This is a genomic window from Acinetobacter sp. HY1485 (genome assembly GCF_027568475.1).
Lineage (GTDB): Bacteria > Pseudomonadota > Gammaproteobacteria > Pseudomonadales > Moraxellaceae > Acinetobacter.
Window position 1 is genome coordinate 184303 of sequence record NZ_JANKZG010000005.1, and the last position, 26168, is coordinate 210470.

Annotated in this window: 33 protein-coding genes; 9 read left to right on the forward strand and 24 right to left on the reverse strand. The window is 38.4% G+C overall.

Annotated elements, in window-relative coordinates; translation table 11 throughout:
• Nucleotide 1: 1 nt before the first annotated feature.
• On the forward strand, nucleotides 2–637 hold the full coding sequence (coq7, locus tag PCI70_RS07655) for a 2-polyprenyl-3-methyl-6-methoxy-1,4-benzoquinone monooxygenase (RefSeq protein WP_269914734.1): 636 nt from the start codon (nucleotides 2–4) through the stop codon (nucleotides 635–637).
• On the opposite strand, the gene PCI70_RS07660 is transcribed toward coq7, so the two are convergent.
• The 10 genes from PCI70_RS07660 to cysD all read right to left on the reverse strand — a co-directional run bounded on the left by PCI70_RS07660 (nucleotide 634) and on the right by cysD (nucleotide 8280).
• On the reverse strand, nucleotides 634–1197 hold the full coding sequence (locus PCI70_RS07660) for a superoxide dismutase family protein (protein ID WP_269914735.1): 564 nt from the start codon (nucleotides 1195–1197) through the stop codon (nucleotides 634–636). The two genes, coq7 and PCI70_RS07660, sit on opposite strands and share 4 nt — an antisense overlap.
• A gap of 38 nt (nucleotides 1198–1235) precedes the next feature.
• On the reverse strand, nucleotides 1236–2381 hold the full coding sequence (locus PCI70_RS07665) for a DUF389 domain-containing protein (protein WP_269914736.1): 1146 nt from the start codon (nucleotides 2379–2381) through the stop codon (nucleotides 1236–1238).
• On the reverse strand, nucleotides 2374–2904 hold the full coding sequence (locus PCI70_RS07670; RefSeq protein ID WP_269914737.1) for a DUF2799 domain-containing protein: 531 nt from the start codon (nucleotides 2902–2904) through the stop codon (nucleotides 2374–2376). Before PCI70_RS07670 ends, PCI70_RS07665 begins: the two co-directional genes overlap by 8 nt.
• Nucleotides 2898–3332 (reverse strand): 2-amino-4-hydroxy-6-hydroxymethyldihydropteridine diphosphokinase, encoded by a 435-nt coding sequence (locus PCI70_RS07675; protein WP_269914738.1) that lies wholly within the window; start codon nucleotides 3330–3332, stop codon nucleotides 2898–2900. The genes PCI70_RS07670 and PCI70_RS07675 overlap by 7 nt, the downstream gene beginning before the upstream one ends.
• Nucleotides 3289–3669 (reverse strand): dihydroneopterin aldolase, encoded by a 381-nt coding sequence (folB, locus tag PCI70_RS07680; protein WP_269914739.1) that lies wholly within the window; start codon nucleotides 3667–3669, stop codon nucleotides 3289–3291. The genes PCI70_RS07675 and folB overlap by 44 nt, the downstream gene beginning before the upstream one ends.
• On the reverse strand, nucleotides 3660–4946 hold the full coding sequence (locus PCI70_RS07685; RefSeq protein ID WP_269914740.1) for an ABC1 kinase family protein: 1287 nt from the start codon (nucleotides 4944–4946) through the stop codon (nucleotides 3660–3662). The genes folB and PCI70_RS07685 overlap by 10 nt, the downstream gene beginning before the upstream one ends.
• Nucleotides 4947–5032: 86 nt before the next feature.
• A complete protein-coding gene (locus PCI70_RS07690) occupies nucleotides 5033–5290 on the reverse strand; it encodes a holin (RefSeq protein WP_269914741.1) in 258 nt (85 codons plus the stop codon).
• A 73-nt stretch (nucleotides 5291–5363) separates the two neighbouring features.
• Nucleotides 5364–5714 carry a 5-carboxymethyl-2-hydroxymuconate Delta-isomerase gene (locus PCI70_RS07695; protein WP_269914742.1) on the reverse strand — a complete coding sequence of 117 codons (351 nt, stop codon included), beginning with the start codon at nucleotides 5712–5714 and terminating at the stop codon, nucleotides 5364–5366.
• A gap of 44 nt (nucleotides 5715–5758) precedes the next feature.
• Entirely contained in the window at nucleotides 5759–7354 is a 1596-nt protein-coding gene (gene cysN, locus PCI70_RS07700; protein WP_269914743.1) for a sulfate adenylyltransferase subunit CysN, read from the reverse strand.
• A 17-nt stretch (nucleotides 7355–7371) separates the two neighbouring features.
• The gene (gene cysD / locus PCI70_RS07705; RefSeq protein ID WP_269914744.1) at nucleotides 7372–8280 is read right to left on the reverse strand and encodes a sulfate adenylyltransferase subunit CysD; all 909 of its coding nucleotides are present in this window, start codon (nucleotides 8278–8280) and stop codon (nucleotides 7372–7374) included.
• Between the two features lie 174 nt (nucleotides 8281–8454).
• On the opposite strand from cysD, the gene nfsB reads away from it, so the two are divergent.
• Nucleotides 8455–9102, forward strand: a complete 648-nt coding sequence (gene nfsB, locus PCI70_RS07710; protein ID WP_269914745.1) for an oxygen-insensitive NAD(P)H nitroreductase — start codon at nucleotides 8455–8457, stop codon at nucleotides 9100–9102.
• Here nfsB and PCI70_RS07715 read toward each other — a convergent pair.
• From PCI70_RS07715 to PCI70_RS07755, 9 genes are all read right to left on the reverse strand, one after another.
• Nucleotides 9099–9911 carry an EamA family transporter gene (locus tag PCI70_RS07715; RefSeq protein WP_269914746.1) on the reverse strand — a complete coding sequence of 271 codons (813 nt, stop codon included), beginning with the start codon at nucleotides 9909–9911 and terminating at the stop codon, nucleotides 9099–9101. The two genes, nfsB and PCI70_RS07715, sit on opposite strands and share 4 nt — an antisense overlap.
• A complete protein-coding gene (locus PCI70_RS07720; protein WP_269914747.1) occupies nucleotides 9912–10916 on the reverse strand; it encodes a dipeptidase in 1005 nt (334 codons plus the stop codon).
• A complete protein-coding gene (pqqE, locus tag PCI70_RS07725) occupies nucleotides 10913–12037 on the reverse strand; it encodes a pyrroloquinoline quinone biosynthesis protein PqqE (protein WP_269914748.1) in 1125 nt (374 codons plus the stop codon). The genes PCI70_RS07720 and pqqE overlap by 4 nt, the downstream gene beginning before the upstream one ends.
• On the reverse strand, nucleotides 12030–12299 hold the full coding sequence (gene pqqD / locus PCI70_RS07730; protein WP_269914749.1) for a pyrroloquinoline quinone biosynthesis peptide chaperone PqqD: 270 nt from the start codon (nucleotides 12297–12299) through the stop codon (nucleotides 12030–12032). Before pqqD ends, pqqE begins: the two co-directional genes overlap by 8 nt.
• On the reverse strand, nucleotides 12296–13024 hold the full coding sequence (gene pqqC, locus PCI70_RS07735) for a pyrroloquinoline-quinone synthase PqqC (RefSeq protein WP_269914750.1): 729 nt from the start codon (nucleotides 13022–13024) through the stop codon (nucleotides 12296–12298). The genes pqqD and pqqC overlap by 4 nt, the downstream gene beginning before the upstream one ends.
• Nucleotides 13025–13033: 9 nt before the next feature.
• The gene (gene pqqB / locus PCI70_RS07740) at nucleotides 13034–13945 is read right to left on the reverse strand and encodes a pyrroloquinoline quinone biosynthesis protein PqqB (RefSeq protein WP_269914751.1); all 912 of its coding nucleotides are present in this window, start codon (nucleotides 13943–13945) and stop codon (nucleotides 13034–13036) included.
• A 66-nt stretch (nucleotides 13946–14011) separates the two neighbouring features.
• Nucleotides 14012–14086, reverse strand: a complete 75-nt coding sequence (gene pqqA, locus PCI70_RS07745; RefSeq protein ID WP_081401732.1) for a pyrroloquinoline quinone precursor peptide PqqA — start codon at nucleotides 14084–14086, stop codon at nucleotides 14012–14014.
• Between the two features lie 109 nt (nucleotides 14087–14195).
• Nucleotides 14196–15134 (reverse strand): nucleoside hydrolase, encoded by a 939-nt coding sequence (locus PCI70_RS07750; protein ID WP_269914752.1) that lies wholly within the window; start codon nucleotides 15132–15134, stop codon nucleotides 14196–14198.
• 95 nt (nucleotides 15135–15229) lie between these two features.
• Nucleotides 15230–16480 (reverse strand): NupC/NupG family nucleoside CNT transporter, encoded by a 1251-nt coding sequence (locus tag PCI70_RS07755; protein WP_269914753.1) that lies wholly within the window; start codon nucleotides 16478–16480, stop codon nucleotides 15230–15232.
• Nucleotides 16481–16833: 353 nt separating this feature from the next.
• Between PCI70_RS07755 and rbsK the strand changes: the two genes are divergently transcribed.
• On the forward strand, nucleotides 16834–17760 hold the full coding sequence (rbsK, locus tag PCI70_RS07760; RefSeq protein ID WP_269914754.1) for a ribokinase: 927 nt from the start codon (nucleotides 16834–16836) through the stop codon (nucleotides 17758–17760).
• A gap of 87 nt (nucleotides 17761–17847) precedes the next feature.
• Here rbsK and PCI70_RS07765 read toward each other — a convergent pair whose 3' ends face one another.
• Genes PCI70_RS07765 through cysS form a run of 5 tightly spaced genes read right to left on the reverse strand, consistent with a single transcriptional unit; the run spans nucleotide 17848 to nucleotide 21855 of the window.
• The gene (locus PCI70_RS07765) at nucleotides 17848–18768 is read right to left on the reverse strand and encodes a phosphatidate cytidylyltransferase (protein ID WP_269914755.1); all 921 of its coding nucleotides are present in this window, start codon (nucleotides 18766–18768) and stop codon (nucleotides 17848–17850) included.
• The gene (locus tag PCI70_RS07770) at nucleotides 18765–19394 is read right to left on the reverse strand and encodes a lysophospholipid acyltransferase family protein (protein WP_269914756.1); all 630 of its coding nucleotides are present in this window, start codon (nucleotides 19392–19394) and stop codon (nucleotides 18765–18767) included. The genes PCI70_RS07765 and PCI70_RS07770 overlap by 4 nt, the downstream gene beginning before the upstream one ends.
• A gap of 1 nt (nucleotide 19395) precedes the next feature.
• Nucleotides 19396–20037: a CDP-alcohol phosphatidyltransferase family protein gene (locus PCI70_RS07775; RefSeq protein WP_269914757.1), complete on the reverse strand. Its 642-nt coding sequence runs from the start codon at nucleotides 20035–20037 to the stop codon at nucleotides 19396–19398.
• Complete coding sequence (locus tag PCI70_RS07780) at nucleotides 20027–20383, reverse strand: hypothetical protein (RefSeq protein WP_269914758.1); 357 nt, start codon at nucleotides 20381–20383, stop codon at nucleotides 20027–20029. Before PCI70_RS07780 ends, PCI70_RS07775 begins: the two co-directional genes overlap by 11 nt.
• Before the next feature lie 50 nt (nucleotides 20384–20433).
• Nucleotides 20434–21855, reverse strand: coding sequence for a cysteine--tRNA ligase (gene cysS / locus PCI70_RS07785; protein ID WP_269914839.1), 1422 nt, complete (start codon nucleotides 21853–21855; stop codon nucleotides 20434–20436).
• Nucleotides 21856–22030: 175 nt separating this feature from the next.
• Here cysS and PCI70_RS07790 point away from each other — a divergent pair, with 175 nt between their 5' ends.
• The 6 genes from PCI70_RS07790 (at nucleotide 22031) to PCI70_RS07815 (ending at nucleotide 26154) form a co-directional block, all read left to right on the forward strand.
• Nucleotides 22031–23023 carry a KpsF/GutQ family sugar-phosphate isomerase gene (locus PCI70_RS07790; RefSeq protein ID WP_269914759.1) on the forward strand — a complete coding sequence of 331 codons (993 nt, stop codon included), beginning with the start codon at nucleotides 22031–22033 and terminating at the stop codon, nucleotides 23021–23023.
• The gene (locus tag PCI70_RS07795) at nucleotides 23023–23556 is read left to right on the forward strand and encodes a KdsC family phosphatase (RefSeq protein WP_269914760.1); all 534 of its coding nucleotides are present in this window, start codon (nucleotides 23023–23025) and stop codon (nucleotides 23554–23556) included. Before PCI70_RS07790 ends, PCI70_RS07795 begins: the two co-directional genes overlap by 1 nt.
• 27 nt (nucleotides 23557–23583) lie before the next feature.
• Complete coding sequence (lptC, locus tag PCI70_RS07800) at nucleotides 23584–24132, forward strand: LPS export ABC transporter periplasmic protein LptC (protein WP_269914761.1); 549 nt, start codon at nucleotides 23584–23586, stop codon at nucleotides 24130–24132.
• Complete coding sequence (gene lptA, locus PCI70_RS07805; protein ID WP_269914762.1) at nucleotides 24116–24691, forward strand: lipopolysaccharide transport periplasmic protein LptA; 576 nt, start codon at nucleotides 24116–24118, stop codon at nucleotides 24689–24691. The genes lptC and lptA overlap by 17 nt, the downstream gene beginning before the upstream one ends.
• Complete coding sequence (gene lptB, locus PCI70_RS07810) at nucleotides 24688–25425, forward strand: LPS export ABC transporter ATP-binding protein (protein WP_269914763.1); 738 nt, start codon at nucleotides 24688–24690, stop codon at nucleotides 25423–25425. Before lptA ends, lptB begins: the two co-directional genes overlap by 4 nt.
• 75 nt (nucleotides 25426–25500) lie before the next feature.
• Nucleotides 25501–26154: an epoxyqueuosine reductase QueH gene (locus PCI70_RS07815; RefSeq protein ID WP_442865172.1), complete on the forward strand. Its 654-nt coding sequence runs from the start codon at nucleotides 25501–25503 to the stop codon at nucleotides 26152–26154.
• Nucleotides 26155–26168 lie beyond the last annotated feature (14 nt).

Genomic DNA, 26168 nt, shown 5'->3' on the forward strand with positions numbered 1-26168 from the left:
TATGCGTCATTATTCAAGCATTGATCGTCTTATTCAATCTTTTGACCAAGGTTTAAGAAGTCTTGTTCCGGGTGCAACAAGTGCTCATCGTCAAAATCCTGCACAAGACAGCCAATCTGATCTATCCGTTAAAGAAGCACGCCACGTTGCAGGACTAATGCGTGTGAACCACAGTGGTGAAGTTTGTGCGCAAGCGTTATATCACGGGCAAGCATCAACAGCAAAACTCCCGAATGTGCGCAAAGAAATGGAACAAGCAGCGGTAGAAGAACAAGACCATTTAGCATGGTGCGAAGACCGTTTAAAAGAACTTGACAGTATTCCAAGTTTACTCAATCCAATGTGGTATGGATTATCTTATGTGATGGGTGCAGCAGCAGGCATTGCAGGCGACAAATACAGTTTAGGCTTTGTGGCAGAAACTGAGCGCCAAGTCAGTGCTCATTTAGAAGACCATTTACGTCAATTACCTCAAAAAGATGAGCGATCACGTAAAATTTTAGAGCAAATGAATGAAGATGAATTACACCACCGTGACACTGCTATTGGTGCAGGTGGTGTAGATTTGCCTTTGCCTGTTCGTTTAACCATGACAGGTATTTCTAAACTGATGACAAAGACAAGTTATTACATTTAATAAATCAAACCACATGCCACACGTTCACCGCCACCACCAACAGGAAGTGGCTCATCAGCGTAGTTATCGCCACCTGCATGGATGACAATAGCACGCTGATGAATATCAGCTAATTTTAAACGCGGTGCAATTAATGTTTCTGACGAACGACCCTTCGCATCAATGGTTAAAACAGGTAAATCACCTAAATGTCCTGTGGTTGGTGAACCGTGATGTGCCACTTGCGTTGGATTAAAATGTCCACCTGCGGCTAATGCAGGCACAAGTTGCCCATCTTTCACTGCCGATGAGCACGAATATTTCTCATGAATATGCCATCCATGTACACCTGGCAATAAACCATACAAATGTGTTTTGATACGCAACCCTTCAGGGCTGTCTGATAATCGTAATGTCCCTACACGAACGCCAATCCCATGTGCACTGACAAAGTTTTGACGATCTACAGCATACACGTTTACTGTTTCAGTTTTAGCTTGTTTTGCGGTATATGATGCACACCCTGTGAGTGCTGATGCACCTAAAGTTGTACAAGCTAAAAGTGTTAATATTTTTTTCATATTTTATTTTCCTAAACACGCTTAATTATTGTGCCTGATTAACTCACTTTGTCAAACTTTAATCCTTTCACTTCTTCAGGCTGAATTTGATTACCAAAATCACCATTTTGAATAATACTTACAGGAATAAAGCGGACTTGTATACGTGTTTTATGATGCGCTACGTCTTCTGGCATGCTCGCTTCTAACGCCTGAATATCATTATTATTAGGTTTATGATTGCCCATCACCACCACCCGAATCAGTGTAAAATCAGGGCGTGAATTATACTGAATCGTACTAATCACATTATCACGCTGTTCAAATACTTTACGAATATTGCTTTCTACTTGATAGTTATACACTTGTTGATGCACAGAAGTTGAAAAATTAAACGATAAATACACACCTAAAACTGTCAGAAAAACCAAACTCACCATATTACGTTTTACAAATGTTGCAAATCCATTTGAAAGTTCATGCCCTGTACCACGGCGAAACCCCGATAACCATAATACAAGCGATGCACTCACTTGAATTGCCACCATATTGGTGAACGCAAGTATCAATGCCGAAAATGCTTGTTGCCATTGTAGATGTGCAAATAGAATTGCACTGGCAACCACAGGGGGAATAATGGCATTGGCAACTGCCGTTTCCACCACAGGAATAGATAACCGTGGGGATACACATGCAAATGCACCTGCCGCACCTGCTGCAAGTGCAATCATTAAGTCCATTAAATTAGGTTGTGTACGCGCTAAAATTTCACGGCTCATCGGTAAATTGTAGTGAAATAACCCAAGTACCACACCAATAGCAAACATGAGCAATAACCCAAGCATCAGCGTTTTAAGCGAGGTACGAAACATAATCCAACGATTATCAATTAACGCCAATGAAATGCCTGCCACAGGACCAAGCATCATGGTAATTAACATTGCGCCAATAATAACTGCAGAAGAGTTAGACAATAAGCCATACGCTGCAATCACTGCTGCTAGCCCTGTCATAATGTAATAAGTAGGTGTGGGCAATGCCCCTGCTTGAATATTTAAACGTACCTGTTTATGGTCTATTTTTTTTGCATTTTCACGTAATGCTTGTTGGTAGCGTAATTTTTCTTTTAGCTTTTCATACTTATGATAATCGGGATCTTTGGTATCTACTAAGATTGTGGCAGATTTGGTGTTTTTCTTACGCATAACCGTGTTCAGCTTTAAAACGTGCTAACGCAGATTTAGTATTTTCATATTTTCGTTTCACACGTTCTGCATCGCCCTCAATATCACTGAGTTGTTTTTGATAACGCATCTTATCTTGTTCGGGTGTCTTACTGTTTCCAATCAGTTGCATATAATTTGCATATTGCGTTTGGGCATTATGATAGTCTTGCTTTGCCACATAATACTGATGGGCAATATCAAAACTTTCTTTAAGCGATAACGCATTATCACAGTGAGTATATGCACCTTGTCCCTGTAACGCATGCTTAAAAATTTGCTGTGGTTGGCAATACGTCGTTAGCCCCTGCTTAAACCCTAAAAGATAAGGTTGCTCAATTGAGTTTTGGCACATTTTACTGTACTTTAATACTTGCGAAGCCTTGCCTTGAATGGCATCTTGATAGCCCAGATCTTGCCAATTTTGTGTTGCACATTGCTGTGGCGACATGGTGGTACAACCACTAGTTAAAATTGTGCTCAAAAAAATGATTTGCTTTAACATAATTCTATCGTTTTATAGCCATGATTTTGTTGTACTTGAAAGATGGATAATGCAACTAACTGACTCATGGGTACTTTGACATCAAGTGCAAATGGCATTTTCTTTTTATTCATATACCATTTTTCATCTTCTTGCCATGCAATCAAATCAATATCCAAAGAAATTTGATGAGACGGGCGCACACGTCCTGCCTGCTGTTCAAGCTGCTTTAAATACTGTTCCACTTGCTGTAACGATTTTGATGTATTGAGTAAGCATGCCATATTTAAATAATCTGTCCCCACACCATCACGGCATGGAATTTCAAATACTTGCGACACATCTAAGTGACCCAAGCATTCAAGTTGCTCCACTGCCCATGTTAAATGAGTATAAGCATTAAAATTACTCGCTAGTGCGAGTGCAAAAGTCGTCACGTTGGCGCTCAAAACACACCCCTACCGATTGAGCCTGCGGAATAATGGCAGGTTTTCTTATCGTAATCTTAATTTTTTCAATTGCCGTAAATGTGGTAAATAATGTTTCCATTACCAATTTTGCTGCATGTTCAATCAGCTTTGGTTTTGCTTGCTGAATAGTTTGACTACTCAGCTCACAAATTTGTGCATAGTTTAAAGTATCTTCAAGTTCATCAGATTGTGATGCTTTTTCCAAACTACAATACACTTCCAAATCTAACATTAAAGGCTGTAAAATTTCTCGCTCCCAAGAAAAACACCCAACTACCGTATTTACTTGCAAACCCTCAATCAAAATTACATCCATACGGTATCACTCTGCGTCTGAAGCATTTTAATACGTTGATCGGCATAAATATCTGTATATGGCGCAAGTACACGCATAAAACGATCAAAATACATCATCTGTTTAAATAATAAGGCAAAATCGCGTGGAAAATGAATGCCATGACGCTCACCAACTCCAACAACATCTAGCATAATATCGTTTAAATCAGCAGGACTACTTGATAGTAGCGCCTGTGGGTCACTCATCGAAACACCATTAAACAAACGTTCAATGTCTTGTGCTAAACGTGCTAAATCTACTTTTTGATGTGTCATTCCCATACCCAACATACTTTGTGCCATTACGTTGTAGTTGGTATGTTGCAAGGCTTCCATAAAAGTAATACATGCTTGCCATACTTCAGGTTTGAGTTGTCCCACAATCCCAAAATCAATAAAGCCAATGCGCCCATCTTCAAGCAACATCAAATTACCTGCATGTAAGTCTGCATGAAAACTTTTACACATCATTAAACTACCAAACCATGTGTTCATAGCAGTAATCAACACTTGGGATGGGTCGCTACAGTATTGTTTCACCACATCAAAGTCTGTTAATGGTACGCCATACAACCGTTGCATCGTTAAGACACGGCGTGTGGAATATTGTGGATAGACCTTAGGTGCTGTGGCAGCCTGATTATTTGAAGCTTTTAAGTAATCTACAAAGTCTTCTAGGTTTTGTGCTTCTTCAATAAAATCAACTTCACGTACCATGCGTGTTTTGATTTCATCTACAATATCGGCAAGTGAAGCAAATTTAACTTTTGGTACTGCTTTTTCGATCAGTTTAGTTGCCCAATGCAGTACATTTAAATCGGTGTATAAAATGGTTTCTACATTTGGTTTTTGAACTTTAATAACAACATCTTCGCCTGTTTTAAGCTTTGCTGCATGAACTTGAGCAATAGAGGCGGAAGCTAATGGAATTTCCTCAATAGACTCAAAAATTTGATCCATATCATCAAATTCTGCTTGTAGCACTTCTAAAATATAACTAAATGGGAGTTTTGGTGTTTGATCTAAACACCCTTGAAATTCTTCGACGTATTCGCGGGGAAATAATGAGGGTGTGCTGGCAATAAACTGCCCAAGTTTAATATATGTTGAACCGAGTTCTTCAAAAGTTTCGCGCATAAGTTTAGCATTGCTTGGTTTTTCTGTTGCATACTTTACGCCTGCTTTTGCAGCTACAAATGCGGTCTCACCCATACGGGCAACTGAGCGCAATCCATCAAATACAATATTCTTTTTCATACACTTTTATATAACATTAAACTGTACTTAGTTTAACATGTTCTGTTTGTTTAAAGATGCTATCTAAAAATCAGATAGCATCTTATTTATTGCATGAGCTTCTCTACTTCAAGTTTATGCAGTTTTTCGGCACGCAAATCCTCTTTACGCTTATAATGAAAATTTACACAAAAACCTGCAAAACTGATTAGAAAACTACCCAAACCCAAGCATACACCAATGGCAGCAATCAGATCTAAGTTGGCAAACCACCCTAAAATGCTTGCCCCTGATGCACCAAGAGTCGTTCGTGTAGAAGTTGAAATCACATTGGATGCAGTTTCAATAATTTTTTGATTTGTCACGTGTCTAATACCTTTAAGAAATTTTAAATTATTAGACCATTTTATAAATACCTAGGCTATTTACACCTGTTTGCTACAAGCTTGCACAACAACTTTTAAAGTAAAGGTCACGCTGAATTTCTTTTATTTCAATACATAACTGTACAGGTAAATCATAAGTAAGAACTGCTAAATTTTCTTGTAAAGTTTGTCCAAGTACATATTTTTGTTCATGTGTCCGTCCTGATAACAATGATACTGTGACCACGATATATGCTTCGTCTTGATGCTCCCCAACCAAAAAATGCGCATTGCGATAAGCTCTCGATTTTATTTCTTCTTTTGTGGCCAATAACTTAGACTGAATGAGTGTTTGACTTGCAATCCTTAATAATTCTTGCGTATTAGAAATATTGTCTGAATGTTCAATCACAATATGTGGCATGGTATTTCCCTATAAAAAAACCCGAACAATGTCGGGTTTTAATTTTAAAGTTGAACAAAGTCTTTTATTTTTACAACCACTTCATCCACTTGTGTTTCTTTGATACTTAGATCTGCTTGGTCGTCCAATGGTACTAAAATGACAAGCCCTGTTGGTTTAAGCACATCAACTGTTTGAGCATCTGCTGTAATTGCAACAATTCCTTGCGAAATTAATGCACGTTCAACTTGTTCAAACAGTGTAGGTTCAATTGCAACAACCGCAGGTTTTTGACCTAAACGTGCTGCACGCTCTTCACTTGTAACCGCTTGCTTTGTTTCTACAAATTGCGCTGTATCTTCAATCATTGCCGCACCAACAGTCACATTGGTTAAACGGTCAATAAAAATAAAGCTACCTGTATAACGGCTGTCTTTGTAACGATCAAATACAACTGGACGGTCAAACTCAATCGTCACGTCTGCAATACCATTTAGCTCTAATGCATCTACTTCAGAATATTCTAACGTATTTACATCAATACGGGCATTAATACGGCTAACTTTTGCAGGCACATTTTGCGTACCGACTTTTACGTTATATAATTTGCCAACAACCAATGGCTGTTCTGCCATCCACACCACGGTTGAACGTACTGCACGAGAGGCCAAAGGTTTAGACTGTGGATGTGTAATTAAATCACCACGACTAATATCAATTTCATCATTGAGCGTTAATGTAACTGCTTGCCCTGCTTTGGCTTCTGTCAAGTTGCCATCATAAGTTACAATTTCTTTAATATGACTGCGCTTACCTGATGGTAGTGCAATAATTTCATCACCAACTTTTACAGAACCTAATGCAATTGTGCCTGCAAACCCACGAAAATCTAAATGTGGACGGTTGACATATTGCACAGGAAAACGGAAATCTTGCTGTGCAGTATCATGGGCTATTTGTACGGTTTCTAAAATACGCATCAAGGTTTCACCTTGATACCACGGCGTACTTTCCGATACGTTAACCACGTTATCGCCATTAAGTGCAGAAATTGGCACAAAACGAATATCAGATGGGATACGGTTACCTAAGTGACCGACAAAATCTAAATAATCTTGCTGAATTTGATTAAATTTTTCTTCTGAAAATTCAACTAAATCCATTTTGTTGATTGCCACAACAATATTACGAATACCCAACAAAGCTGCAATAAAAGTATGACGACGCGTTTGCGTTTGAACACCAAAGCGTGCATCAATTAAAATCACCGCTAAATCACACGTAGATGCGCCTGTTGCCATATTACGTGTGTATTGCTCATGCCCTGGTGTATCAGCAATAATAAATTTACGCTTATCTGTAGAAAAATAACGATACGCAACATCAATGGTAATGCCTTGTTCACGCTCTGCTTGCAGACCATCTACCAATAAGGCTAAATCGACTTTTTCGCCTTGTGTGCCAGCTTTTTTACTGTCACGCTTTACTGCTTCTAATTGATCTTCATAGATCATTTTTGAGTCGTGTAATAAACGCCCGATTAATGTACTTTTACCATCGTCAACGTTACCGCATGTTAAAAAGCGGAGTAGATCTTTTTGCTCATGCTGTTTTAAATACGCCAAAATATCCTGGCTGATGAGCTCGGATTGATGAGACATGTTTTTACTCCACTAAATTAGAAATAACCTTCTTGCTTTTTCTTTTCCATTGACCCTGCTTCATCATGGTCAATCATACGTCCTTGGCGTTCTGAACTGGTGGTCAGTAACATTTCTTGAATAATATCAGGTAATGTATCTGCCGTAGATTCAACTGCTCCAGTTAGTGGGTAGCAACCGAGTGTACGGAAACGCACTGAACGCATTTGTGGTGTTTCACCTGCACGTAGTGGGAAACGCTCATCATCAATCATAATTAATGTACCATCACGCTCAACCACAGGGCGTTCTGCCGAATAGTAAAGCGGTACAATTGGAATTTGCTCTAAATAAATGTATTGCCAAATATCTAGCTCTGTCCAATTAGATAATGGAAATACACGAATACTTTCGTCTTTGTTTACCTTGCCGTTATATAAATTCCACAGTTCAGGACGTTGATTTTTTGGATCCCAACGATGTTTACTATCACGGAATGAATACACACGTTCTTTCGCACGAGATTTTTCTTCATCACGGCGCGCGCCACCAAATGCAGCATCAAATTTGTATTTATCTAGTGCTTGCTTTAAGGCTTGCGTTTTCATGATATCTGTATATTTTGAGCTACCATGATCAAATGGATTAATATTTTGCTCCATTCCTTCTAGGTTTTTATGCTCAATCAGTTCTAAACCAAGACGCTTTACCATATCGTCTCTAAACTGAATCATGTCTTTAAATTTCCATCCCGTATTTACATGTAACAACGGAAATGGCAATTTTGCAGGGTAAAAGGCTTTCATTGCCAAATGCAACATCACCGCAGAATCTTTACCAATCGAATACAGCATAACAGGGTTATCAAACTCTGCTGCTACTTCTCGAATAATATGAATACTCTCAGCTTCTAGCTGTTTAAGGTGAGTTAATCGTTCCTCAGTCATTGATATACCCAGCGCTATTTTTTCATTATGTTAGCACGCTTGCACAAGGTTCTTTTGTTACTGATTAATGATGTTTTTGCATAACTAAATCATTTTTTCTGCTTTAGTCGTTACAACTTTTCACCTACATCTACTCAATTTTTTGTTATAACGAGGTACTTTAAAGGAGTTTGTATGGATATTTTAGAAACTGCACAACAACGATATACGACCAAAGCGTTTAATACAGAGAAAAAAATCCCTCAAGCACAATTTAAAAAATTGCTAGAGGTACTTCGTCTGTCACCTTCTTCTGTCAATATTCAGCCTTGGCATTTTTTTGTTGCACATACGACCGAAGCAAAACAAAAAATTGCTCAATCTATGCAGGGGCAATATAGCTATAACGCCACAAAAGTAATGGATGCCTCACATGTTGTGGTATTTTGTACGCGTAAAAATGTAGATGATGCGTATTTAGAACAATTGCTAGAACAAGACGAAAAAGCAGGACGTATTAAAGACGAAAAAGCCAAACAAACCCAACATGCTACACGTGCAGGTTATGTCGAGTATTATCGTAATACGCGTAAAAATTTACCTGAATGGCTTAAAAATCAAACTTATCTTGCGCTTGGTCAGTTCTTATTTGCAGCCTATGCTGATGGTATTGATGCAACCCCGATGGAAGGTTTTGATTATCAACAGCTCGACCAAGATTTAAACCTAACTGATTATACCAGTGTGGTTGTTGTTGCTTTAGGTTACCATGATGAAAAAGACTTTAATGCGCAACTTCCGAAGTCTCGCTTAGAAACCGACGTTATATTTACCGAACTTTAAACCAAAAAACCAATTGCTCCTAATGCAATCACTAAGCTCACACCCATAATCGGTGTGAGCTTTTCTTTGAAGTAAAAAATACCCACTACTGTACCTAATAAAACAACACTTAAATTCATCGTTAAAAATACGGTTGATGGTGCATTAAAACGATGTGCCATTACATAAAGTGCAATATTCAAAAAATTGAGTGTTCCTATACCCAACCCTAAACCTACTGTTTTTTGATTAAGCAAAGGCTGTTTCTTAATCATTGTACTAATGAGTGTAACAATACATGCACCCAAAAATATAAGGTTTAGGCTTGTAGCAAAATTTTGCCCGAGGCTACTGTTATATTTTAATAAAACATCAACTGTAGCATAACCCACCCAAACACATAACAGCGATAACATACCTTGCGTTGTAATTGAAGATTTATCTTTTTTAAAGACAAGCCCTCCAATGGCAACCATACCTAAGCCTATACCTAATAACTTAGTACCTGCAAAATGATCATTAAAGATAAAATATGCAGCACACAGTGACAGTACGACTGATAAACGCTGTGCAATTTCAGTTTTGACTAACCCTGCATGTTTTAAAGATTGGGCAAGCAAATAAAAAATAGTGGGTAATAAAGTAGAACAAACTACAATTAACCACCACACAATAGATTGATTAAATTGCGGTTTAAACCATAAAAAACACAATATGGTTGCTATAAAATAATTCCATACCAACACAGGTAAAATATAAGTAGGCGCATAGCGTTTAAGTAAAACAGACACACCTACACTGCTTAATGCTGCAAATAAAATAAAAAACATTTAAGCAATTCCTATTCGCTCTAAAACACCTAACCAATTTTTATAACAAATTTTTTCAATCAGGTCTTGCGAATATCCTGCTTCTTTTAAAGCGCTGATAATATTGGGAAGCTGTGCCACTGTTGCCCAATGTTCTGACATAAAACCGCCATCATAATCCGAGCCAAAACCAACCCCATCTTCACCCAATATATTCAGTAAATAATCAATATGATTTATAATTGTGCTTATAGGTGTATCTGTATTTCTTTTACCATCGCTACGCAAAAATGCAGTATCAAAATTAACCCCCACAAAACCTTGTGTGTTTTTAATCTCAATAAGCTGTTGGTCTGTTAAGTTACGTGCTTGAGGGCATAGCTTGTGCACATTAGAGTGAGTTGCCACAATGGGCTGTTGCAAGATTTTTGCTGTATCCCAAAATGCTTTTTCATTCATATGAGATACATCAACCACCATATTTTTTTCTGCACAACGGCGTATAAATTTTTTCCCAAGTAATGTTAGACCCTCTCCTGTATCAGGCGAATGTGGAAAATCCGCTTGTAGTCCATGTCCAAACTGATTGGGGTTATTCCATAGTGCCCCTACACTACGTAATCCTGTCACATACAATATTTCTAATAGATCAAAACGCTCATCTATAACGTCTGCACCTTCAAAATGCATCACCATTGCCAATATGTTGTGGTCTATACAATGCTGTATATCTGCCACACTTGTACATAACTTTGCCTGTTGTTGATTGGCAATTTTAAGTAAGGTTGCAACTTGCGAAAATACAATATCATGCAGGGTTTGTTCTAATTTTTTTGGGTAATTTTTTTCTAAATAACTGATGGGTGGAACAAATACAGCAAATAGCCCACCTGCAAAACCACCTTGACGACAACGTGCAAAATCCATTTGCCCTTCAAGCGTGGTATTTAGAAAATCATCGGCAGTATGGTCGTTTAACCATAAACGTGCCAATACATCATTATGCCCATCAAAAATTGGTATCATAGTTGTTCTATAAAAATGCGTTTAGAGTTTTTACTATTTCTAAAAGTTAAATCTTCTAATGCCACCGCCTGCTCACTGTCTATACGTGCTTGTGTAATCAAATGGTGATGGTCTGATTTAGAACATACAGGATCAGGCTGTGACGCATCACCTGTGAGCATAAACGCTTGGCAACGACACCCACCAAAATCCTTTTTCTTTTCAGGGCAACTTTGACACGGTTCAGGCATCCACGCATCGCCTCGAAAATGATTAAATCCTGTTGATTTATACCAAATTTCAGATAAAGAACTTTCTTGTACTTTTGGAAATTTAAGCGGTAATTGCCGTGCTGCATGACACGGTAATGCTGTTCCATCAGGTGCAACAGTTAAAAAGATACTACCCCATCCATTCATACAAGCTTTTGGGCGTTCTTCGTAATAATCAGGCACCACAAAAATAAGTTTGCATGGATTATTTTGTGCTTTTAACTTTTCACGATATTCATTGGTAATACGTTCTGCTCGTTCAAGCTGTGCTTTAGTTGGCAATAGTCCTTTGCGGTTAAGATATGCCCAACCATAAAATTGACAAATTGCAAGTTCAACTGTATCAGCTTTTAACTCAATACACAGTTTAATAATGTCTTCAATTTGGTCAATATTATGCCGATGGATCACAAAATTGAGTACCATCGGATAATCGTATTGTTTTACTAGCCGTGCGATGTTTTGCTTTTTCTCAAACGCGTCACGCGACCCTGCCAACATATCATTGATGATAGGGTCACTTGCTTGAAAGCTCACTTGAATATGGTCTAAGCCTGCTTGCTTAAAATCTGCAATTTTCTGTTCGGTTAAACCAATTCCCGATGTAATTAAGTTGGTATAAAACCCCAATTGATGTGCATAACCAATCAGTTCGGGCAGGTCTTGCCGTACTAACGGTTCACCACCTGAAAACCCAAGCTGTACCGCACCCATATCGCGTGCCTGCTTAAATACATCACACCATTGCTCGGTGGTCAGTTCATTTTTCATTGAGGCAAATTCTAATGGATTAGAACAATACGGACACTGTAACGGACAGCGATACGTTAACTCTGCCAATAACCAAAGGGGTAAACCAACATCACTCATCGTTTAATTGAATCCAATTTTCACGTTCTGCAACGTGCATATAGTCAATCACGTCACCTTCAATTTGCTCAAAATCACCAAACTGTGCTTTTAGCTTTACAATAATTTGCGTTACGGTGTTGTGTCCATCAATATGTTGGGCAATTGCCGCTGCCGTATCATTCAGCTTAATCATACCCTCAGGATACAAAATCACATGGGCTTGTTGTGATGGTTCAAATTGCAAACGGTAACCACGTTGCCATACAGGAATTTTTTTCATTTAAATAAGCCTTTATGCCATACATTTTGATCAGTCACACTATGATAAGGTGCTTCGTTATGCACATATGCGAGTGTAAGCGCATCTAAAATCGTCCATAAAATATCAAGTTTAAACTGCAAAATCTCTAACATACGTTGTTGAGATTCTTCAGTTTTAAACGATTCAAGTGTAATGCTCATGCCATGTTCAACATCACGGCGTGCTTGGCTTAAACGAGACCTAAAATAATCATAACCTTGCGTGTTAATCCAAGGGTAATGTTCTGGCCAAGACTCTAAACGCGACTTATGAATTTGTGGTGCAAATAATTCTGTCAGTGAACTACTCGCTGCTTCACGCCATGGAGCACGGCGCGCAAAATTCACATAAGCATCTACGGCAAAACGTACACTTGGCAGCACAAGCTCTTCAGAAATCACTTGTTCACGCGTTAAACCGACTGCTTCTGCCAAACGCAACCACGCTTCACGCCCACCACCATCTTGATCCATTAAACGTTGAATCCATTCTTGACGAAAGGCCTGATCAGGACAGTTTGCCATAATCGCTGCATCTTTAAGCGGAATATTAATTTGATAATAGTAGCGGTTTGCAACCCATGCCTGAATTTGTTTTTGTGTGGCACGCCCTTCATGCATCATGACATGAAAAGGATGATAAATATGATAATACTGACCTTTATCTAAAATGGCTTGTTTAAATTCTTCTGTACTTAACAACATAATATGTCCTCAAAGTTGAATTTGCATGCCATCGTACGCCACTTCTACTTGATGGGCTTTTAATGTTGCATACTCGCTTGAGTCTTCATTGAGTATTGGATTGGTATTATTAATATGAATATAAACTTTACGTGGACGCTCTAATTGATCTAAATATGACAATGAACCACCTTCACCATTGATGTAAAGATGCCCCATATCACGCCCTGTTTTTGTACCAACGCCACATTGTTGCATTTCATCATCTACCCACAATGTACCATCAATCATGACACAGTCAGAGTCTGCCATAATATGCATAATCTGGTCATCGACTTTACCTAGACCTGGGGCATAGAACAGTTGTTTATTTGTTTTATGGTCTTTAATAATCATGGCAATATTATCCCCATCATGCGGGTTATTGCGATGTGGTGAATATGGCGGTGCAGCACTGCGAATAATCAGTGGAATAAATTCTAAGTTATCAAAATCTTTAATTTTAAAAGCTTGTGTCGGATCAATTAAATGATGCTGTAAACCACCATTCCAATGTTTGAGCATATTAAACAGTGGAAAACCTGTACTTAAATCTTGATGCACCATTTCTGTACAATACACATCAACAGGGCAACCTTCTCTTAACGTAAGTAAACCCGTGGTATGGTCAAGTTGACTATCCATCAGTACCACGCTATGAATGCCTGTATCGCGCAATGCTCGTGCAGGTTGTCCTGCTTTAAAATCAAATAGTTGCTGACGAATATCGGGAGAAGCATTAAACAGTACCCAATCTGTACCATTTTCTGATACAGCAATAGAAGATTGTGTACGAGGTTTAGCATTTAGTGTTCCACTACGAACGCCTGAACAATTTTGGCAATTACAATTCCATTGTGGGAAGCCACCCCCTGCTGCAGAACCTAAGACGTGTATGTACATATTTTTCTCCTGTAGAAAAAATATAAGCCCTAGAACATCTAGGGCTTATGGGCTTATCTTAAAAAATTAACGGTGCTCAAAATACATCGTTACTTCAAAGCCAATACGTAAGTCGGTGTAAGCAGGTTTAGTCCATTGCATGTTTATTCTCCAGTTGCAATATAGAAAGATCTATATAATTTACAGATGTATTGTACCTAAATTTTCAAATAAGTGACATATCGCGTAAGCACGATATATCACCAATTGATTAAGAATAAGTACTTAAACGCTCTGTAAGTAAGTCAAAGAAAGCATCACGGTCAATTGTATTCATAAAGTATGCATTTGCAGGGCGGTTTGTAACTTTCCACCAGTCAGCAACTGTTGCGCCTTCTGTCAACTCACTTTGTGTTTCAATTTCAACATTGATGTGACGACCTGTAAACAATTCAGGTTTGACCACATAGCCAATCACACACGGGTCATGTAAAGGTGCACCCTCAGAGCCGTACTTTTCCATATCGTAACGTTCAAAAAAGTCTGTCCATGCAGCAACGGCTTCACCTACTTTATTGTTAAACGCACGTAAGCCTGCAACCCATTCAGGGCTTGTGAGCGCCGTATGCGTCACATCTAAAGGAATTGCAGTTAAGTCAATGCCTGCGCCAAATACAATTTTTGCAGCATCAGGGTCAACGTACATATTAAATTCTGCTGATGGTGTGATATTGCCTCCTTCAAAGAAGCCACCGCCCATCAACACAATATTTTTGATACGTGATGCAATGTCAGGTGCTTTAATAAGCGCCTGTGCAACATTGGTCATTGGTCCTAATGTACATAAAGTAATGGTCTTTTCAGGCGCATTACGAAATGTCTCAATTAAAAAATCAACTGAATGTTGTTCTTGTAGTGGCATGGTTGGTTCTGGTAGTTCAATACCATCTAACCCTGTTTTACCATGTACATTTTCTGCTGTAACCAATGGTTTTTTAAGTGGGCGGTCACATCCTGCAAATACTTTAATATCAGGACGACCTGCAAGCTCACATACTTTACGTGCATTATTGCTGGTCAGTGCAAGTGGTACGTTACCTGCCACTGTTGTGATACCTAAAACTTCAACTTCTGGACTTGCAAGCGCTAATAAAATTGCAACGCCATCATCTTGACCTGGATCGGTATCAATAATAATTTTTTGAGGCACGAGAGAAATTACCTGTATAAGATGCAAACGACGGCACTATACAGCGAACAGAAATTTTAGGCAAAAAAAAGTAGGCATATTGCCTACTTTTAAAACTACATTGAGAAGCTTAAACAAATGCCTGCAATGGTGGCACTCATTAAATTAGACAGTGTCGCTGCCAATAATGCCCGTACAGCAAGTTTCGATAGAACTGGCGTCAGTTTTGGTTCAACAGCACTAAATGCGCCAATCACCACACCAATAGAACTAAAGTTTGCAAAGCCACATAAACCAAAGGAAATAATCGCTGCTGTTTGTGGTGAGATACTGTGGTCTGCCAAATGCGGTGCAAGCCCTAAGTAAGCCACAAACTCATTAATTGCAAGTTTTTGTCCTAATAGTGCACCTGCTAATTGTGCATCATTCCAATCTACGCCCATCATATAAGCCAATGGCGCTAAAATATAACCAAAAATAGAATTAATGGATAAGTCAGTAAAACCAAATAAACTACCAAGCCCACCAATCATACCGTTTAATAGTGCAAGTAAGCCTACAAACACCATAATGACTGTACCAACACCTGCCGCAATTTTTAGACCCAACATCGCACCGCTTGCGGCAGCTTCAATAATATTGGTTGGTTTATGCTCGCCAAACGTAATATCTTGTACTTCTACAGTCGATTTTTCAGTGGCAGGGCTTAATAAGCGTGCAAATAAAATACCACCAGGAATTGCCATAAGCGATGCGGCTAATAAGTACTCCATAGGTACGCCTAAACCTGCATAACCTACCAATACAGAACCTGATACGGCAGCCATACCACTACACATCACCGTAAAAAGCTCATTCTTATTCATTTTTAATAAGAATGGACGCAATGCAGCAGGTAATTCATTTTGACCAATAAAAATAGTCGTTACCGCAGCAAATGACTCAATTTTGCTAATACCCAATAAACGCTGAAAAATACCGCCTAAGAACTTTACTAAGAAGCCCATAATTTTGAGGTAATATAAAAGCGAAATAAGTGCAGTCACATAAATAATTGCAGTCAGTACCTTAAATGCAAAAATGAACCCAGCTCCATCAAAGAGTGAGTTCATTTTTTCACCAACTAGTGCACCAAAAATAAAGGAACTACCAACGTCGGAATAACCAATAACTTTGTTTACGCCACTTGCGAGGTGTTCAAATAAAACCTTCCCTGCTGGGATATATAAAATAATAATGCCGAGTAAAAATTGAAGTCCTAAAGCAGATAGAATAGTTCGTAAGTTGATCATTTTTTTATTATTGGAAAAAATATAGCCAATAAGTAAAAGAATGAGGATCCCGATCAAGCCGCGGTAATCAAACATACAGGTCTCCGTAAAACCACATCAACAGGTTTTACAAATTTTTGAAACGATGGTGTAAAAGGAGAACTCACTAAGAGTAAGCACAAAAAAGAAGCAGTTAAAATTAAACCCTTGTTTAATAACAAAAATTTAATTTTTACTACTTCTTGGGTGCTAAATTTAACAAATTTTTACGAAGATTTCGAATACTTTTTTCTTTGATGTAGAAATTATCGCCAAATTGCCGTGTATTTTAATGTGTTTGTGCATAAAAAATATGAAACTAATATGATCAATCAGCCATATAAATTCATCAAAACCCTATTCAAACACGTTATCATTTACCTATAGAACCGTTTTAACTTGAGTTACCCATGAGTACTAAACAAAAATTAGTCGTTTTAGGCAGTATTAATGCCGATCATATTTTAACACTTGAACATTTTCCCCACCCAGGTCAAACACTAAATGGACAAAAATACCAAGTCGCTTTTGGTGGTAAAGGTGCCAATCAAGCAGTTGCAGCAGGTCGCAGTGGTGCAAATACAGCATTTATTGCATGCGTTGGTGATGATGCATTAGGGTACGAGATTAAAGCGCAACTTGCTAATGATCATGTTCAAACAGATGCTGTTTCAGTCGTTAAAAACGAATCGACAGGCGTTGCGCTTATTTTTGTAAATCAAGTCGCAGAAAATTGTATTGGTATTCATGCAGGGGCAAATGCATGTTTGACACCTGAGTATGTAAAACAACACGAAGCGTTAATTGCTTCGGCAGATGCATTGCTTTTACAACTTGAAACGCCATTACAAAGCATTATTGATGCCGCACAAATTGCAACAGATGCAGGTGTAAAAGTGATTTTAAACCCTGCTCCTGCGCGTGAATTACCTGAAGATTTATTACGCTTGGTTGATGTGATTACTCCTAACGAAACAGAAGCACTCAGCCTTACAGGCATTATTATTCATAACGAATCAGATGCAGCCAATGCCGCATGTGTACTTCATACAAAAGGCATTAAAACCGTAGTGATTACCATGGGTGCACGCGGTGTTTGGTTAAGTGAAAGTGGCGAAGGTCAACTTGTATCAGGCTTTAAAGTTAATGCCGTAGACACTATTGCAGCAGGCGATACGTTTAATGGTGCATTTGTAACAGCATTATTAGAGGGTAAGACACCATCAGAAGCAGCACAGTTTGGTAATGCCGCAGCAGCAATTGCTGTGACTCGTTCTGGTGCACAACCTTCTGTGCCTTGGCGTCAAGAAATTGATGAATTTTTACAAAAAGTATGATTTAATACACTCAGTTTGAGATGAGCCTCTTATGAGTATATCTAACAATGATATACGACTAAGCCCCTATTTATAGGGGCTTTTTTATTATCCCCACCAATAACGCAAAATATGAAAATAAATTGGTGCGGCAAAACAGATAGAATCCATACGATCCAACATACCACCGTGTCCTTGAATAAGATGTCCCCAATCTTTTACGCCACGATCTCGCTTAATGGCAGACATCACTAAGCCACCAAAAAAGCCAAACATACATACAGCTAAGCCAATCCCTGCCGATTGCATCAAACTAAATGGCGTTAGCCAACGCATGCTGATGCCTAACAATACAGCTAAAAACACGCCACCCAACAATCCTTCTATAGTCTTTGATGGGCTTAAATTTGGTGCAACTTTATGTTTTCCTAATAATTTACCACACACATACTGCAATACATCTGACGCTTGTACTACTAAAATTAGCCAAATAATGAGCCAAATTTTCTCGCCTGTAAAACCTTGCACATTTAAATTTAATAATGCAGGTACATGTGAGATTGAAAATACAGAGACCATTAGTCCCCATTGTACTTTGGCATTACGCTCCAAAAAGTGTGTAGTATCTTCATGTTTTAACGTAGCAATCGGTAAAATTAAAAAAGCATAAAATGGAATAAAAATAGAATATAGTTCATACCACCCCATATACACCAAATAATACTGATAAGGTAAAACAAAATAGAAAGAAATCAGTAGAGCAAAATAATCGCCACGGCGTGTAGGCAATAACGAAATAAATTCACGCAATGCAAACAAAGAAATTAAAGCAAATAAAACCACAATCCCAATTTTGCCCATACAAAATGCCACAAACAAAATCAGTAGCATGACCCACCATGCGTTAATTCGTGCATTCAAATTATCAACAACCGCACTTGGACGCGTGTGCTTTAACCAAAACCCAATACTTGAAGCAAATACCAAAATTCCTGTCATACAGACCACAAATAACTGCGTATCACTCATTGATATTCTCTTTCATTTAATGCCAAAAGTTGCGCATGGGCATCTTGTAAAAATTCTTGTTTTTCTTCAAAGTCACTTTTTAAAGGCGCACCAAAACTCACAATAGATAAAATAGGTAGCGGTAAAAATGCACCTTTTGGCATCACTCGATTTAAATTTGAAATCCAAACAGGAATACACTCTACATGGGGTTGATTTTTTGCTAAATGATAAATCCCGCTTTTAAAAGGCAGTAAATCGCAATCTTCTTTTAAATTACGTGTTCCTTCAGGAAATAAAATAACTGAATGCCCGCGTCTTAAAATTTTTTCAACCTGATGCAATGGATTTTTTTGCTTTTGATTCCGCTGAATTACAATACCGTTAAAAACACGATAAATAAGAAAACGACGAATAAAATTTTTATCCCAATAATCAGATGCTGCAATGGGGTGTGTTTTACGTCTTATATCGCGTGGCAATGATGACCACAACAAAATAAAATCAATATGACTACGATGATTTGCATAATAAATGCGTGGTTTATGTTCAGATTCACACCCCACCCATAAGCTACGTGCACCTGTCACAAAACGTACAATTCTTCTAATTAAAAAGGCAACAACTCTGCCTAATATATGATACATTTTAATTTTCCAAAAAGCGGTAGCCTGCCCGTACACGGCGATACAGCGTCACCACACATCCTACATTAAGTATAATCAATGCAATTAACATGGTGTAATCAGTATGAAAAAAATAGCTTTCACCTGCTGATATTGTACATGCACCTGTAATGAGTGCCATGCGATGTTGTTTTGCCATAGGTCCTTCAAAATTAGTCGGCGCGCCCATCGAACTTATCAGTGTACGTACATACGCTGTTAGCACAGCAAGTAATGCACCTAGCCAACCCAACGTACTGCCAAAACCTACACAGGTAATGGCATAGCCCATAGCAACAATAATAATCGGGTCAGAAATACGGTCGGGAATATCGTTAAATAATTCACCTGATGGCGTGGATTTTCCACCCTCTACTGCCACTAATCCATCAAATAAATTACACAGCAAGCGTAATTGGATAAATATAATGGTAAAGATATACAGTACAACTTTGTTTTCTTGCACAAAACTAGGCACAAGTACCAAAGTTAACCCTGCAAATACAGCACAAAATATACTCGCAATTGAAATTTGATTGGGTGTAATATTTTTTTGGCTTAACCAACGCGCAATATTTTTAACAAATTGATTGCCACGCACTTTAAGTGGTCGTCTATTTTCCATGTGAAGCCTTATGAATTTTGTACGTTGTCAAACAAGCAAATAAAAATGCAACCGTTGATGCAGGTAGGATTGTTTTTAAGATTTGAGGTGTATGTATAAGATGATGAATGACGATTAAACAGGTAGTGGTAAATAAAATCGTAAGTACAGGTGGACAAATTAGCTTTAAAACAGGAGATTTAAAAAAACGGTATTGTTTTTCAACTGCAATGGCAATCAACAACGTAATTAAAAAACTTGCAACTCCCTGTGCAATCCCCGATATCACTTGAGCAGAATTAATATAAAGTGCCCAACCGCCCCACAACACAAATGCAAAAAATGCAGATAAAAAATTATATTTCATAGTTTTAAATTAAAAAGTCCTTATCATTTAAGATAAGGACTTATTGTTAATTAATCGGCACGGCGCCAAACAGTACCTTGACGTGTATCTTCAAGTACAACACCTTGATCTAACAAATTCTGACGAATGGCATCAGCACCTGCATAATCTTTTGCTTTTTTCGCATCTACACGCTGTTGAATTAAATCTTCAATTTGTGTATCAGATAAACCTAATGCCTCTTGTCCAACATCAGACTTTAAAAACTCATCAACAGGATATTGGACTAAGCCTAAAATATTAGTTAGCTCACGCAACGTATTGTAATACGCATGTGCTGTATCCTCTTGCTCTTTGACCGCACGGTTAAGCTCTTTAGCAAGTTCAAATAATACCGCGAGTGCTTCTGCTGTATTAAAATCGTCACACATGGCTTTATTAAAACGCTCAACATACGCATCATTTAACTCTGTTGTTTTTTGCTCAACACCAAATACTTGTTGATACGTTTTAAACGCATTATAAAAACGTGTAAGTGATGTTTTTGCTTCTTTTAATGCCGTATCCGAAAAATTAATTGGGCTACGATAATGCGATGACACAATAAAGTAACGGATCACCTCTGCGTGAAATTTTTCCATCACATCACGAATGGTAAAGAAATTGCCTAACGATTTTGACATTTTCTCGCCATCAACATTTACAAAGCCAACATGCATCCAATAGTTAACGTATTGCTCACCTGTTGCACCTTCACTTTGCGCAATCTCATTTTCATGATGTGGAAATAGTAAATCGCCACCACCACCATGAATATCAAAATGATTACCTAAACAGCAAGTCGACATAGCAGAACATTCGATGTGCCATCCCGGACGCCCCTTACCCCAAGGTGATGCCCAAGCAGGCTCATTTTCTTTTGCACGCTTCCATAATACAAAATCAAATGGATGTTTCTTTTGAACCTCTACATCAACACGGTCACTTGCTCCAGCTTGCATATCTTCAAGTTTACGACCTGATAAACGTCCGTATTTTTCAAATTGATTGACTTCAAAGTACACATCACCATTTTGCGCTGCATATGCTTTGCCATTATCTACAAGCTGACCAATCATATTTTGCATTTGGTCAATAAAATTTGTGGCACGCGGTGACTCATCAGGTGCTAAACAACCTAAACGTGTCGCATCTTCATTCATGGCATCAATAAAGCGTTGTGTTAACTCGCCAATGGTTTCTTTATTTTCTGAGGCACGCTTAATAATTTTGTCGTCAATATCCGTAATATTACGCACATATTTGACGCTCCAACCTTGGCTACGCAAAAAGCGAATAATATAGTCAAATGCAACCATGACCCGAGCATGTCCAATATGACAATAGTCATATACGGTCATACCGCAAACATACATATCAATATGACCCGCTTGACGGGGCACAAATTCTACTTTTTTACGCTGCTCTGAGTTATAAAGAACAAATGGTTGCATAGATAAATCTTCAAAAATTTGAACAAAATGATGCCTCATCATAACGGATCGCTACACTAAAAAACACTTTAGATTGCGAAAAGATATACATTTAAAAACATGACGTTGTCTGTTCTATGCTAATATGCAACAAAATTTAGGGTATGTTTACTCGTTGTTGAAAAGGTATTTTGCTTTGACTGCTCACTCTCAATCACCATCTGTTAATTTTAAAAAAATTGCATTAGATACATTAAAAATTGAACAACAAGCACTTGATGTTTTAGCAGCACAAATTGATGAGCGTTTTAAGCATGCTTGTGAGATTATGCTGAACTGTCAAGGGCGTGTTGTCATTACAGGGATGGGAAAATCGGGTCATATTGGACGCAAAATGGCAGCCACGTTTGCCTCAACAGGAACACCTTCATTTTTTGTACACCCTGGTGAAGCAGGTCACGGCGATTTAGGTATGATTGTCAAAGGGGACGTGGTCATTGCCATTTCCAATTCGGGTAAAAGCGATGAAATTATGATGCTTATGCCAATTATTAAGCATCTTAATGTACCGTTAATTACCATTAGTGCCACAGACCGTGGACCTATGCCACAAAATGCAGATATTGCCTTAACGCTAGGTGAAGCAACAGAAGCATGCCCACTTGGACTTGCACCCACCTCAAGTACAACAGCCACACTTGCCTTAGGCGATGCCCTTGCCGTTGCACTGTTAGAAGCACGCGGTTTTACTTCTGATGATTTTGCACGCTCTCATCCTGCAGGTGCATTAGGAAAACGCTTACTTTTGCATGTAAAACACCTTATGCATACTGATAAAAACTTACCTAAAGTGTCACCTGATACGCCAATGAGCAAAGTCCTCTATGAAATTAGCGATAAACGCCTTGGCTTAACCACTGTGGTTGACAACGACGATACGCTATTGGGTATTTTTACTGATGGTGATTTACGTCGTTTAATTGATAAACAACAAGGCTTTGATGTAAATCGTGCTGTAAGTGACGTGATGACAAAAAATCCTGCCACTATTTCTGCAGAATTACGTGCAGTTGATGCACTTGAGCGACTACACGATAAAAAAATTAATCAATTTGTAGTCGTGAATAAAAATAATCAAGTCATTGGTGTAATTAGCATGCATGACCTCATTCAAGCAGGAGTTGCATAATGTCGTCAATTTTACAAAAACTTAAAAATATTAAAGCACTTGTTTTAGACGTAGATGGTATTTTAAGCGATGGTTTTGTAACACTCACAAATACAGGCGATGAACTTAAATCATTTGATATCCGCGATGGTTTGGGTATGAAACTTGCTCAACAAGCAGGGCTTAAAGTTATTATTATTACAGGTCGTCAAAGCAAAATTGTTGAAAAAAGAATGTCTGATCTTGGTGTAGACTTGGTTTATCAAGGGCGTGAAGATAAAGGCACTGCATTACTACAAGCGTGTAAGCAACTCAACCTTACCCCTCAAGATTGCTTATACATGGGTGATGATTGGCCAGACTTATCTGCTTTTGCCATTGCAGGGGCTAAAATTACTGTTCCAAACGGACACACCGAAGTACGTCGCCGTGCAGACCTCATCACGCACGCAATGGGTGGACGTGGTGCAGTACGTGAAGTCTGTGATTTACTGTTACAATCAAATGGCGTTTACGATGAATTGCTTGAAAAATATCTTGCAAGCCCTTATTAATATAACTTTGTTTGATTTAGTACGCTTATGGAAACAAAAAATTTATATGTGATTGCACTGATAATTGCGACCGTAAGCGGTGGTTATTACTATTTCAGTGGCAGCAGTAAAAAGTTAAATAACGATGCGGCACGTAATACCACTTATGCAGCACAAGATGTGCATTTAACACAAACAGATGCAACAGGTTTAGTGTCTGTACGCGCTTCAATAAAAGACGCAAGCCAAGACCAGACCAATGGCACATCATTACTCAATCAACTTAATGCGACCACATATATTCAAGGGCAACCTGATACAACTTATTTTGCAACACGTGCAACAGGTTATGATGACAATCAAAAAATTATTTTAAGTGGCGATGTCACTGCAAATAAAAACACACCTCAAGGTGTCATGGTATTTAAAACAGATCAACTGACAGGCTACCCAAAAACAAAACAGGTCGAAACTGATCATTTGGTTCATGTAGATTCAGCTCAAAGTACGTTTGTTAGTCATGGACTTAAAGCAGATTTAAATTCAGGACAATACGAATTCTTTAATATTCGAGGAAATTATGCTCCTAAATCCTAAATGTAAAACCCTCCTTAAAGTTGCAGTGTTAGGAGCGTGTTCATTCACAGCAATGGCAACTTTTGCATTACCTGATGACCGTACCAAACCAATTTCTTTGGTGGCAGATAAAGCAACGTATAACGATAAAACAGGTTATACCACCTATACAGGCAATGTCATTATCGAACAAGGGTCGATGAAATTACAAGCTGATGCCGTAAATGCTCAACTCAACAAAGATCGTCAAATTAGTATGGTAACAGCAACAGGTCGCCCTGCTCGCTTCCAACAAAAAACAGACCCTAACAAAGGCTTTGCCAAAGGTGAAGGTCAAAAAATTGTTTACAACGCCGATACAGGAATTTTGACATTACTTGGTAATGCTTATGTAAATCAAGATGGTGCAAGTGTACGTGGTGCAACCTTGCGCTATAGCATGAACAAAGGCGATATTGAGGCAGTGGGCAGTAGTAACAGCAAAGCAGATTCAACAAGCCCAACTCAAAATCAAGGTCGTGTACAAATTGTCATTCCACCAAACAGTTCAAAATCTTTACCGGGGGCAACTGGTAAATGAATATGACAAAGCAAACACTTTGTATTAAACACTTAGCTAAAAACTATAGTAAACGTTGGGTGGTAAAAGACGTTTCCTTTAAAATGCAAAGTGGACAAATTGTTGGATTACTTGGACCTAATGGTGCAGGTAAAACCACAAGTTTTTATATGGTGGTCGGGCTAGTTCGAATGGATAAAGGTGAAATTCATCTAGATGATGAAGACTTATCCCACTTTGCAATGCATGAGCGTGCACGTAAAGGCATTGGTTATCTTCCGCAAGAAGCCTCTATTTTTCGCAAACTCACGATTGGCGAAAATATTATGGCAATCTTAGAAACAAGAAAAGACCTCACTAAAGCACAACGTGAAAAACGCCTGCATGAGCTTCTAGAAGACTTTAAAATTACCCACATTAAAGACTCTTTAGGGATGAGTGTCTCGGGTGGTGAACGTCGTCGTGCCGAAATTGCGCGCGCACTTGCTGCAGATCCGAAATTTATGTTGCTTGATGAGCCATTTGCAGGTGTTGACCCTATTTCTGTCGGCGATATTAAAGACATCATTCAAAACTTAAAAGATCGCGGTATTGGCGTTTTAATTACCGATCATAACGTACGTGAAACACTTGCTATTTGCGAAAAAGCGTATATTGTGAGTGAAGGCGCTGTTATTGCAGAAGGTACAGCAGAAGAAGTATTAGCAAATGCCACCGTACGTCAAGTTTATTTAGGTGATGACTTTACTGTATAAAAAAGGCGAGATTCTCTCGCCTTTGGCTTGGATTTTTTGCGTATAATATTGCCATCTTAGATTTTGTTGATATTTATGGAACGCCCTAAGTTAAAGCTCCCAAATAACGAAGACAAATTATTGCTTCACTCTTGCTGTGCACCTTGTTCAGGCGAAGTAATGGAAGCCCTTATTGCTTCTGATATTGATTTTTCTATTTTCTTCTATAACCCCAATATTCACCCTGTTAAAGAATATTTAATTCGTAAAGAAGAAAACATCCGTTTTGCCGAAAAACATAACATTCCTTTTATTGACTGTGATTACGATACAGACAATTGGTTTGAGCGTGCAAAAGGGATGGAAGACGAACCTGAACGTGGAATTCGCTGTACGATGTGTTTCGATATGCGTTTTGAACGGACTGCACTCTATGCGCACGAACATGGTTTTAATGTTATCTCAAGTTCGCTTGGTATTTCACGTTGGAAAGACATGAAACAAATCAATGGCTGTGGTGAACGTGCTGCGTCACATTATCCTGATATGGTGTATTGGGATTATAACTGGCGTAAAGCAGGTGGTTCTAGCCGTATGATTGAAATTAGTAAGCGTGAAGAATTTTACCAGCAAGAATATTGTGGTTGTGTATATTCATTACGTGATACCAATCGTTTTCGTATGGGTCAAGGACGTGACCGTATCAAACTAGGCGTAAAGTTTTACTCTGCCACAAGTTCAGACGAATAAAAAAAGGAGTTCAA